The sequence below is a fragment of the Mesorhizobium sp. M4B.F.Ca.ET.089.01.1.1 genome (assembly GCF_004022605.1).
Classification (GTDB): Bacteria; Pseudomonadota; Alphaproteobacteria; order Rhizobiales; family Rhizobiaceae; genus Mesorhizobium; species Mesorhizobium abyssinicae.
In genome coordinates, this window is record NZ_RZOS01000172.1 from 1 (window position 1) to 11,426 (window position 11,426).

Annotated in this window: 10 protein-coding genes and 1 pseudogene; 9 read left to right on the forward strand and 2 right to left on the reverse strand. The window is 64.8% G+C overall.

Annotated features, from left to right (window positions below; translation table 11 throughout):
- Window positions 1-24: 24 nt before the first annotated feature.
- The 9 genes from EN780_RS17485 (at window position 25) to EN780_RS17525 (ending at window position 10,248) form a co-directional block, all read left to right on the forward strand.
- Complete coding sequence (locus EN780_RS17485) at window positions 25-1,536, forward strand: aldehyde dehydrogenase family protein (protein WP_128274825.1); 1,512 nt, start codon at window positions 25-27, stop codon at window positions 1,534-1,536.
- Window positions 1,537-1,594: 58 nt separating this feature from the next.
- On the forward strand, window positions 1,595-2,848 hold the full coding sequence (locus tag EN780_RS17490) for an ABC transporter substrate-binding protein (protein ID WP_128274826.1): 1,254 nt from the start codon (window positions 1,595-1,597) through the stop codon (window positions 2,846-2,848).
- Window positions 2,849-2,974: 126 nt separating this feature from the next.
- On the forward strand, window positions 2,975-3,934 hold the full coding sequence (locus EN780_RS17495; RefSeq protein ID WP_128274827.1) for a sugar ABC transporter permease: 960 nt from the start codon (window positions 2,975-2,977) through the stop codon (window positions 3,932-3,934).
- Window positions 3,931-4,875, forward strand: a complete 945-nt coding sequence (locus EN780_RS17500) for a carbohydrate ABC transporter permease (protein ID WP_128274828.1) — start codon at window positions 3,931-3,933, stop codon at window positions 4,873-4,875. The genes EN780_RS17495 and EN780_RS17500 overlap by 4 nt, the downstream gene beginning before the upstream one ends.
- Before the next feature lie 25 nt (window positions 4,876-4,900).
- Window positions 4,901-6,016: an ABC transporter ATP-binding protein gene (locus EN780_RS17505; RefSeq protein ID WP_128274829.1), complete on the forward strand. Its 1,116-nt coding sequence runs from the start codon at window positions 4,901-4,903 to the stop codon at window positions 6,014-6,016.
- Between the two features lie 5 nt (window positions 6,017-6,021).
- Entirely contained in the window at window positions 6,022-7,524 is a 1,503-nt protein-coding gene (locus tag EN780_RS17510) for a GMC family oxidoreductase (protein WP_128274830.1), read from the forward strand.
- Window positions 7,521-8,282 (forward strand): 3-ketoacyl-ACP reductase, encoded by a 762-nt coding sequence (locus tag EN780_RS17515; protein WP_128274831.1) that lies wholly within the window; start codon window positions 7,521-7,523, stop codon window positions 8,280-8,282. The genes EN780_RS17510 and EN780_RS17515 overlap by 4 nt, the downstream gene beginning before the upstream one ends.
- A 12-nt stretch (window positions 8,283-8,294) precedes the next feature.
- Window positions 8,295-9,923 (forward strand): GMC family oxidoreductase N-terminal domain-containing protein, encoded by a 1,629-nt coding sequence (locus EN780_RS17520; protein WP_128274832.1) that lies wholly within the window; start codon window positions 8,295-8,297, stop codon window positions 9,921-9,923.
- A 10-nt stretch (window positions 9,924-9,933) separates the two neighbouring features.
- Complete coding sequence (locus tag EN780_RS17525) at window positions 9,934-10,248, forward strand: Dabb family protein (protein WP_128274833.1); 315 nt, start codon at window positions 9,934-9,936, stop codon at window positions 10,246-10,248.
- Window positions 10,249-10,260: 12 nt separating this feature from the next.
- Here the strand turns inward: EN780_RS17525 and EN780_RS17530 are convergent, their stop codons facing one another.
- Both EN780_RS17530 and EN780_RS17535 read right to left on the reverse strand, forming a co-directional pair.
- A complete protein-coding gene (locus tag EN780_RS17530) occupies window positions 10,261-11,106 on the reverse strand; it encodes an EamA family transporter (RefSeq protein ID WP_128274834.1) in 846 nt (281 codons plus the stop codon).
- A gap of 7 nt (window positions 11,107-11,113) precedes the next feature.
- Window positions 11,114-11,426 (reverse strand): annotated as a pseudogene (locus tag EN780_RS17535) (EEP domain-containing protein); the annotation flags it as partial.

Here is an 11,426-nt window from a genome sequence, read left to right on the forward strand (position 1 = left end):
TTTTCGAGGTCCTAGAGGAATCCGATGAACGCACCCCTCAAGATTACCATGCCGGCCGAGGCGTCCGCGGCGCCGAAGACCTACAAGCTGCTGATCGACGGCAAGCATGTCGACGCTCGCGACGGCCGGTCGCTGGAGCGCAAGAGTCCCGGCCACGGCTTTACCGTCTCGCACTATGCGCAGGCCGGCGAAGCGGAAGTCGAGGCCGCGGTGGCCGCCGCGCACAAGGCCTTCGAGACCGGCCCATGGCCGCGCATGAAGGCGTCCGAGCGCGCTGCCATCCTGCTCAAGGCGGCCGACCTGATCGAGGTCCGACTTGAAGAGATCGCCAGGCTCGATGCGCTGGAATCCGGCAAGCCGATCGCCCAGGCGCGCGGCGAGATCGGCGGCGCCGTCGACATCTGGCGCTATGCCGCTTCGCTCGCCCGCACGCTGCATGGCGAGAGCTATGCCAATCTCGGCGACGCCATGCTCGGCGTCGTGCTGCGCGAGCCGATCGGCGTCGTCTCGATCATCACGCCGTGGAATTTCCCCTTCCTGATCGTCAGCCAGAAACTGCCCTTCGCGCTCGCCGCCGGCTGCACGGCTGTGGTCAAGCCGAGCGAGATGACGTCGGCCTCGACCTTCGTGCTCGGCGACATCCTGCTCGAAGCAGGCCTCCCCGCCGGCGTCGTCAACATCCTGGCCGGCTTGGGCGGCGATGTCGGCGCGCCGATGGTCAGCCATCCGCTGGTCGAGATGGTGTCCTTCACCGGCTCGACCCGGGTCGGCAAGATGACCATGGCTGCCGCCTCGAATTCCCTGAAAAAGGTGTCGATGGAACTCGGCGGCAAGAATGGCCAGATCGTCTTCCCCGACGCCGATCTCGAAGCCGCCGCCGACGCCGCGGTGTTCGGCGGCTTCTTCAATGCCGGCGAATGCTGCAACGCCGGCAGCCGGCTGATCGTGCATGAAGCGATCGCCGACGACTTCCTCGCCGCCGTCAAGGCGCTGACCGCAAGGGTGACGGTCGGCGATCCGCTCGACGATCGCACCAAGGTCGGCGCCATGATCTCCACCGACCATCTCGCCAAGGTAGCCGGCTATGTGACGGCTGCGGCCGGCGACGGCGGCGCCGTCTATGCCGGCGGCCGCCAGATCGCTTCAAACGCCGGCCAGTATCTCGATCCGACCATCATCCGCGGCGTCACCGAGGATATGGCCGTCGCGCGCGAAGAAGTGTTCGGGCCGGTGCTTTCCGTGCTGACTTTTGAATCGATTGAAAGGGCATTGCACATCGCCAACAACACGCCCTATGGTTTGTCTGCGGGTGTGTGGAGCGCCAGCATCGACACCTGCATGTCGGTGGCGCGGAGTGTGCGTTCGGGGACAGTTTGGGTGAACACGTTCATGGAAGGTTACCCCGAGCTGCCGTTCGGAGGCTACAAACAGTCCGGTCTCGGACGTGAACTCGGCAAGCGCGCTGTCGAGGACTATACAGAGGAAAAGACAATCCAGTTTCATCGCGGCCAGCGCACCGGTTGGTGGGTCGGCTGAGTTGGGAGACCCCGGCGGACATCCGTCGGTTATGTGCATGCAACAAGGGAGGAACTACATGTTGCGCAAACTGCTTATCGGAACGGCTCTTGCGTCGACCTTTGCGTTTTCGGCGCATGCCGCCGACGTCAAGGAAGTGCAGATGCTGCATTGGTGGACGTCGGGCGGCGAAGCGGCTGCTCTGAACGTCCTCAAGGAGGATCTGTCCAAGGAAGGCTATGCCTGGAAGGACGTGCCGGTGGCTGGCGGCGGCGGCGACGCCGCGATGACGGCGCTGAAGGCGATGGTCGCGGCCGGCAACTACCCGACCGCCTCTCAGATGCTCGGCTACACCGTGCTCGACTATGCCGCCGCCGGCGTCATGGGCGACCTGACCGAGACGGCGAAGAAGGAAGGCTGGGACAAGTCGGTTCCGGCGGCCCTGCAGAAGTTCTCGGTCTATGACGGCAAGTGGGTCGCGGCTCCGGTCAACGTCCACTCGGTCAACTGGCGGTGGATCAACAAGGCGGTGATGGACAAGATCGGCGGCGCCGAGCCGAAGACCTTCGACGACTTCGTCGCCTTGCTCGACAAGGCCAAGGCCGCGGGCGTCATCCCGCTCGCGCTCGGCGGTCAGAACTGGCAGGAAGCTACGATGTTCGACTCCGTCGTGCTGTCGACCGGCGGCCCGGAATTCTACAAGAAGGCCTTCAACGACCTCGACGAGGAATCGCTGAAGTCCGACACGATGAAGAAGTCGTTCGACAACCTCGCCAAGCTGGTCACCTATGTCGACCCGAACTTCTCGGGCCGCGACTGGAACCTCGCCACTGCCATGGTCATCAAGGGCGACGCGCTGGTTCAGGTCATGGGCGACTGGGCCAAGGGCGAGTTCCACGCCGCCAAGAAGACCCCGGGCACCGACTTCCTGTGCTATCGCTTCCCGGGCACCGACGGCTCGGTGATCTACAACTCCGACATGTTCGGCATGTTCAACGTTCCGGACGACCGCAAGGCCGCCCAGGCAGCGCTTGCCACCGCCACGCTGTCGAAGAGCTTCCAGTCGGCCTTCAACGTCGTCAAGGGTTCGGTTCCGGCCCGCACCGACGTGCCTGACACCGACTTCGACGCTTGCGGCAAGAAGGGCATCGCCGACCTGAAGGCGGCCAATGAGGGCGGCACGCTGTTCGGCTCGCTGGCCCAGGGCTATGGCGCCCCGCCGGCCGTCGCCAACGCCTACAAGGACGTCGTCTCGAAGTTCGTCCATGGCCAGATCAAGACCTCGGACGAGGCCGTGACCGAGCTGGTCAAGGCGATCGACGACGCCAAGTAAGCGGCGCTCAAAACAAATCTCCCCCGCCCCAGGGCGGGGGAGAATTTCACCGAGATGAGGTCCGGGATTGCCCGGGCTGGTGCTTTGCGCCGGCCGGCCCCCGACGAACCGGTACTGGATGAGCCGATGAGCACAGCAGCCGAAACCACTGCGAAGCTGACACCGGAGCACGACGCCCGCCCAGGTGCGTCCGTTCGCTCGCGGCTGCAGGATCTGCTGCCGAAGATCGTGCTGGCGCCGAGCTTCGCGGCGACGATCATCTTCGTCTATGGCTTCATCCTGTGGACGATCTATTTGTCGTTCACCAACTCCAAGACCTTCCCGTCCTATGCCATCACCGGTGCCCGCGCCTATCAGCGGCTGTGGCGCTGGACCTTCGAGAGCGATCCGCCCTCGAGCTGGTACACTTCGATCACCAACATGGGCATTTTCGGCTTCCTCTACATCTTCATCTGCCTGGCGCTCGGCCTGTTCCTGGCCATCCTGCTCGACCAGAAGATCCGCGGCGAAGGCATGCTCAGGCCGATCTACCTCTACCCGATGGCGCTCTCCTTCATCGTCACCGGCGTCGCCTGGAAATGGTTCCTCGATCCCGGCCTCGGCCTCGAGCAGACGCTGCACCAGTGGGGCTGGACGAGCTTCCATTTCGACTGGATCAAGAACAAGGATTTCGTCATCTACACGGTGGTGATCGCCGGTGTCTGGCAGGCCTCCGGCTTCATCATGGCGATGTTCCTGGCCGGCTTGCGCGGCATCGACGGCGAGATCATGAAGGCGGCGCAGATCGACGGCGCCACCACCTTCCAGCTCTACCGCCGCATCGTCATTCCGCTCTTGCGGCCGGTCTTCCTCTCGGCGTTCATCGTCCTCGCCCACCTCGCCATCAAGTCCTATGACCTGGTGGTGGCGCTGACCAGCGGCGGACCGGGCGGCTCGGCCTGGTTGCCGTCCAACTTCATGTACGAGTTCACCTTCAAGCGCAACGAGATGGCCGTTGGCTCGGCGAGCGCCGTGATCATGCTGATGACGCTGACCGCGATCATCGTGCCGTACCTCTATTCCGAGCTCAGGGAGAAGCCGCGATGAGCGCCGTTGCCTCACCGACCCGCCCGACCTCGAGCGGCATCAGCGCCAGGACGATCAACCGCATCGTCATCTACGGGCTGCTCGCGCTGTTCGCGATCTTCTACCTGATGCCGCTCTTCGTCATGCTGGTCACCTCGTTCAAGACAATGGACGAGATCCAGAACGGCAACATGCTGGCGCTGCCGCAGGCGCCGACCTTCGATCCCTGGTGGAAGGCCTGGGGCGAGGCCTGCGTCGGTCTAACCTGCGCCGGCATCAAGGGTTACTTCTGGAACTCCATCAAGATGGTGGTGCCGGCGGTGCTGATCTCGACGCTGCTCGGCGCGCTCAACGGCTATGTGCTGACCAAATGGCGCTTCCGCGGCCACACGCTGGTCTTCGCGATGATGCTGTTCGCCTGCTTCATCCCGTTCCAGTCGGTGCTGCTGCCGATGGCGACGATCCTCGGCAGCATCGGCCGCTTCGGCGTCACCCTGCAGAACGCGACCGGGTTCAACTTCGGTCTCGGCAATTCGACGGTCAACCTCGTCTTCGTCCATGTCGTCTACGGCCTCGGCTTCACCACGCTGTTCTTCCGCAATTACTACGAGGCCTTCCCGACCGAACTGATCAAGGCGGCGCAGGTCGACGGCGCATCCTTCTTCCAGATCTTCCGCCGCATCATGCTGCCGAATTCGATGCCGATCTTCGTCGTCACCGTGATCTACCAGTTCACCAACATCTGGAACGACTTCCTGTTCGCTTCCGCCTATGCCGGCACCGGCGACGTGATGCCGATGACTGTGGCGCTGAACAACGTCGTCAACACCTCGACCGGCGTCGTCGAATACAACGTCAACATGGCGGCGGCGATGATCGCCGCCCTCCCCACCCTTCTCGTCTACGTCGTCGCCGGCCGCTATTTCGTGCGCGGGCTGATGGCGGGCGCGGTCAAGGGCTGACCCTCTTTTTGCTTAAGGAACGACCATGGCTTTTCTGGAAATTGATGGGCTGAAGAAGCGCTTCGGGAATGTCGAGATCCTGAAGGGCATCAATGTCGAGCTGGAGAAGGGCGGCTTCCTTGTGCTGGTCGGTCCGTCCGGCTGCGGCAAGTCCACGCTGCTCAACACCATCGCCGGGCTGGAAAACATCACCGAGGGCGAGATCCGCGTCGATGGGCGCGCGATCAACGATCTCCACCCGTCCAAGCGCGACATCGCCATGGTGTTCCAGAGCTACGCGCTCTATCCGAACATGACGGTCGCCGGGAACATCTCATTCGGAATGGAGATGCGCGGCGTGCCGGCCGAAGAGCGCCAGAAGGCGATCGACAAGGTGGCCAAGGTGCTGCAGATCGGCCACCTGCTGCAGCGCAAGCCGAGCCAGCTTTCCGGCGGCCAGCGCCAGCGTGTCGCCATGGGCCGGGCGCTGGTGCGCGACCCGAAACTGTTCTTGTTCGACGAGCCGCTCTCCAACCTCGACGCCAAGCTGCGCGTCGACATGCGCATCGAGATCAAGCGCCTGCACGCCAACACCGGCACGACGATCGTCTACGTCACCCACGACCAGATCGAGGCGATGACGCTGGCCACCAAAATCGCCGTGATGCGCGATGGCGAGGTGCAGCAGTTCGGCACGCCGGCCGAGATCTACAACAACCCGACCAACATCTTCGTCGCCGATTTCATGGGCTCGCCGGCCATGAACCTGGTGCCGGCGACGATCGGTGGCAATGGCAGTGGGCTGTCTGTGGTGCTGCAGCGCGACGGGCGCGAGCCGATCTCGCTGCCGCTCGCCGGGGCTACGCCGGCCTTGTCGGCCTTCCAGGGCAAGCCGGTCATCTTCGGCGTCCGTCCGGAGGCGCTGACGGATCCGGAAGGCGCCGAACGCAACGCCTCCAGCATCGCCACTGCCGACTGCCACATCGAGGTGATAGAGCCGGCCGGTTCCGACACCTTCGCCGTCACCAATCTTGGCGGCAAGGCGGTGGTGGCGCGGCTGCGCGCCGATGCCAAGATCCAGCCAGGTACGGTGACGCCGCTCGCCTTCAACCTGACCAAGGCTGTGTTCTTCGATCCGGCGACCGAGAAGCGCATTCTCTGACCGCCATGGCAAGCCCCGATATCGTCATCATCGGCTCCGGCATCGGCGGCGCCACGATCGCCTCCGGCTTAGCCGGCAGTGGCGCCTCGATCCTGATCCTGGAACGCGGCGAGCCGCTGCCGGCGACGCCGGAGACGCGCGACACCCGCGCCATCTTCGTCAACGGCCACTACCGGCCGAAGGAGATGTGGCGCGAGGCGGGCGGCGCTGCCTTCAATCCCGGCAACTACTACTATGTCGGCGGCAATTCGAAATTCTATGGCGCGGTGCTGATCCGCTACCGCAAGGAAGACTTTTCCGCCATGGAGCATTTCGGCGGCGTCTCGCCGGCCTGGCCGTTCTCCTATGAGGAGTTCGAGCCGTGGTATTCGAAGGCCGAACAGCTTTTTCGCGTGCGCGGCACACTGGGCGAGGACCCGACCGAGCCCTTCCATTCCGTTCCTTACGCTTTCAAACCCGTGCCCGACGAGGCGCCGATCGCGCGCGCCCGTGCCGAATTGAAGGGGCTCGGCCTGCATCCTGCATCGCTGCCGCTCGGTGTCGACATCGACGCCTGGCTGAAGGAAGGCAGGACAGGCTGGGATGCCTTTCCCAACACCGGCCAGGGCAAGGTCGATGCGCAGACCGGACCGCTGGCGGCGGCCCTTGCCGACCCGAACATCCGGCTTGAGACCGGTGCCCATGTCGACTATCTGCAGGCATCGCCGGATGGCAGATCGATTGCCGCCATCCACTACACGCAGAAGGGCACGCAAAAGACGCTCTCGCCGAAGCTGGTCATCCTCTCGGCCGGCGCCGTCAACTCCGCCGTGATCCTGCTGCGCTCGCCTTCCTCCGATGGAAAGGGTCTCGCCAACAGCTCAGACCAGGTCGGCCGCAACTTCATGAACCACAATTCGAGCGCCATGCTGGCGATCGACCCGCGCCGCCGCAACGACGCCGTCTATCAGAAGACGTTGATGCTCAACGATTACTATCTGTCGGACGGCAAGGGCGGCAAGCCGCTCGGCAATGTGCAACTGCTCGGCAAGATCGACGGCAACATGCTGAGGGCCAACGTGAAATTGGCGCCAAAATTCGCGCTCGACTTCATGGCCGGCCACGCCGTCGACTGGTACCTGATGTGCGAGGACCTGCCCGACCCCGAGAGCCGCATCATGGTCGACGGCAAGGACATCGTCATGCAGTGGCGGCGCTCCAACATGCAGTCGCTGGAAGGCCTGACCAAGGTGATGCGCGAGAACTACCGCGCTTGCGGCTATCCGATCGTGCTGTCGCGTCCCTTCGACAAGCGCACGCCCTCGCACCAGTGCGGCACGGTGAAGATGGGCGACGATCCGGGCAGCTCGCCGCTCGACCCGTTCTGCCGCGCCTACGATCACCAGAACCTGTTCGTCGTCGACGGCGGGTTCCTGCCGACCTCGGCCGCGGTCAACCCGGCGCTGTCGATCGCGGCGCAGGCGCTGCGCGTGGCCGAGCACATCCGCAAGACGGAGCTTGCCGAATGACCCGCCCGGCGGCCATCATCACGGGCGGCGCGCGGGGCATCGGACTGGCCTGCGCCGAGGCATTGGCCGATGCCGGCTTCGACATTTTGGTCGCCGACTTGGCCGACAAGCCTGCCGACGGACTTGCCAGGAATATCACCGCGCGCGGCGCGAAGTTCGCCTATGCAAGCTGCGACATCGCCGATCTCGTCGCCCACGCGGCGCCGGTTGAGACTGCGATGAGCGCGTTCGGCCGCATCGATTGCCTGGTCAACAATGCCGGCGTCGGCGCCGTCGTGCGCGGCGATCTGCTGGAGCTGAAGCCGGAGAATTTCGACCGCGCCCTCGGCATCAATCTGCGCGGCACGGTGTTCCTCAGCCAGGCCGTCGCCAAGGCAATGCTTGGCACACCCGGCGATCACCCGAAATCGATCATCACCATCACCTCGATCAGCGCCGAAGCGGCCTCGCCGGAACGCGCCGACTACTGCGTCTCGAAAGCCGGCCTGTCGATGTGGGTGAAAACCCTGGCGCTGCGACTCGCTGCCGAAGGGATCGGCGTGTTCGAGGTGCGGCCTGGCATCATCCGCACCGACATGACATCGGGCGTTGCCGCCAAATATGACGCGCTGATCGAAGGCGGTCTGGTGCCAGCCAAACGCTGGGGCGAGGCATCGGATATCGGCGCCGTGGTGGCCGCGCTTGCCAGCGGCAAGTTCGGCTTTTCGACCGGCTCGATCATCAATGTCGACGGTGCGCTCTCCATACCGCGGCTCTGAACGGATGAGACAATGACCGATTACATCATCGTTGGCGCCGGCCCGGCCGGCTGTGTTCTCGCCAACCGGCTCAGCGAGGATCCGGGGAATTCCGTTCTGCTTCTGGAAGCCGGCGGCAAGGATTGGCATCCGCTGATCCACATGCCGGCGGGCTTCGCCAAGATGACCAGGGGCATCGCCTCGTGGGGCTGGTCGACCGTGCCGCAGAAGCACATGAAGGACCGCGTTTTCTGGTACACGCAGGCCAAGGTGGTCGGCGGCGGCTCCTCGATCAACGCCCAGATCTACACGCGCGGCAATGCCCGCGATTACGACGCGTGGGAGAAGGAGGAAGGGCTTGCAGGCTGGGCCTATCGCGACGTGCTGCCCTATTTCAAGCGCGCCGAGAACAACCAGCGCTACGCCAACGATTTCCATGGCGACCAGGGACCGCTCGGCGTCTCCAACCCGATCTCGCCGCTGCCGATCTGCGAGGCCTATTTCCGCGCCGGGCAGGAGATGGGTATCCCTTTCAACCCGGACTTCAACGGCGCTGCCCAGGAGGGCGTCGGCTACTACCAGCTGACCCAGAAGGACGCGCGGCGCTCGTCGGCTTCGGTCGCCTATCTGAAGCCGATCCGCGCCCGCAAGAACCTGAGCGTCAGAACAGACGTGCTGGTCACCCGCATCGTCGTCGAGAAGGGCCGTGCCGTTGGTGTCGAGGTCGTCGACAGGCCGGGCGGCGAAAAGGCGATCCTGCGCGCCGGGCGCGAGGTGATCGTCTCCTCCGGCGCCATCGGTTCGCCGAAGCTTTTGATGCAGTCCGGCATCGGTCCGGCCGACCACCTGAAATCGGTCGGCGCCACACCGATCCACGACCTGCCCGGCGTCGGCTCCAACATGCAGGACCATCTCGACCTGTTTGTCATCGCCGAATGCACCGGCGACCACACCTACGACAACTACGCCAAGCTGCACCGCACGATGTGGGCCGGCCTGCAGTATCTGCTTTTGAAGAAAGGGCCGGTGGCCTCCAGCCTGTTCGAGACTGGCGGCTTCTGGTACGCCGACCCGACCGCCGCTTCGCCCGACATTCAGTTCCATCTCGGCCTCGGCTCGGGCATCGAAGCCGGCGTCGAGAAGCTGAAGAACCCTGGCGTGACGCTGAACTCGGCCTTCCTGCGCCCACGCTCGCGCGGCACGGTGCGGCTGAAGAGCGCCGACCCCGCCGACCATCCGCTGATCGACCCGAACTACTGGTCCGACCCCTACGACCGCGACATGTCGATCAAGGGCCTCAGGCTGGCGCGCGAGATCATGCGGCAGAAGGCGCTTGCCCCTTACGTGCTGCGCGAGGTCCTGCCGGGCCCTGCCCTGCAGAGCGATGACGAACTGTTCGACTATGCCTGCCGCAGTTCCAAGACCGACCATCATCCGGTCGGCACCTGCCGCATGGGCCATGACGACATGGCCGTGGTGACGCCTGACCTCAAGCTGCGCGGCATCGAAGGACTGCGGGTCTGCGACGCATCGGTGATGCCGCGCGTCCCTTCCTCCAACACCAATGCGCCGACCATCATGGTCGGCGAAAAGGGTGCCGACCTGATCCTCGGTCGCGAACCTTTGCCGCCGGCCGTTTTCTCCGGCAACCGCGCCGCTTGAGGAGAGAGCCATGATCAGGCACTGCGTCTTCGTCCAATTCCGCAGCGATGTCAGCCCGGCTGAACGCGCGGCGATCCACGCCGATCTGGAAGCTTTGCGCTGGGCGATCGAAGGCATGGACAAGGTCCACTTCAGCGCCAATGTCAGTCCGGAACCCTTTGCGCGCGGCTTCAGCCACGGCTTCACCGTCGACTTCCGCGATGCCGCCGCCCGCGACGCCTATCTGGTGCACGAGGCGCATCAGCGTGCCGGCGCCAGGCTGGTCGCCGCCCTCGAAGGCGGCACCGACGGGCTGATGGTTGTCGATCTGGACATTCTCGACTGACCGGCCGAGAAATTACCCCAGACGCAATGCGACGACGCCGGCGACGATGCTGAGCGCGGCGGCGCCGCGCCAGCGCGTCATCTTCTCGCCCAGTGCGAAGACCGAGATCATCATGGCGAACAGGATCGAGGTCTCGCGCAGCGATGCCACCGATGCGATCGGCGCCTTGGTCATCGCCCACATGACGATCCAGTAGGCGGCGCCGCTGAGCACGCCGGTGAACAGCCCGGCCTTCCAGTCGCGCGCCAGCAGCGGAAGCGACCGTGGCCCACGGAAGAGGACGCACAGCACCAGCGCCCACAGAGCATCGCAGATGAACAGCCAAGCGGCATAGCTTGTCGCGGTCGCCGCCAGCCGCGCGCCGCTGCCGTCGGACAGCGTGTAGCTGGCGATGAAGATCGAGGTGCCCAACGCGAAGCAGACAGCGCGCAGGTTGAAGCGCTCCAGATGCACGCCGCCGCGAAACGACATCACCAGCGTGCCGGCGGACAACAGCAGGATACCGAGAATGGCCAGCGGCGCGGGGACCTCCCGCACGACCACCATGCCGCCGAGTGCCGCGAGCAGCGGCGCCGTGCCGCGCGCCAGCGGATAGGTCTGGGCGAAATCGCCGGCCTTGTAGGCGCCGATCAGGAAGGTCCGGTAGCCCATGTGGAAGAAGACCGAGGCGAGTATGAATGGCCATACCTCGGCTTTCGGCACCTCGACGAAGGGCAGCACGAGCAGCGCGGCGAAACCCATGCCGAGCGTCATCAGCGTGATCGACAGGAAGCGGTCGAGATGCACCTTGACCAGCGCGTTCCAGATCGCGTGCATGGCGGCGGCGGCAAGCACCGCGAAGAAGACGAAAAGCGTCATGCCTGGGTCATCCGCCTCCGGAAGTCGTGGCGAGGCCTGGCGTCTCGAGGTCGATACCGATCCTCAGCGGAAAATGGTCGGACGCGATCTCGCCGATGTCGGCGCCGACCGAGCGCACGCGCGTGGCAAGCATGCCGCCGAGGAAGCAATGGTCGAGCCGGCGCTTTGCCAGCCTGCCGTCGATGATCTTTTCATGGGTGTGGAAATCGGCCACCGGCTCGCTGGCAACGGCGGCGGCATCGACGAAACCGTCGCGATAGGCCGCACCCCGGTGGTACGGTGTGCCGCCGACGATGCGCCGGTACTCGGCGCTATCAGGC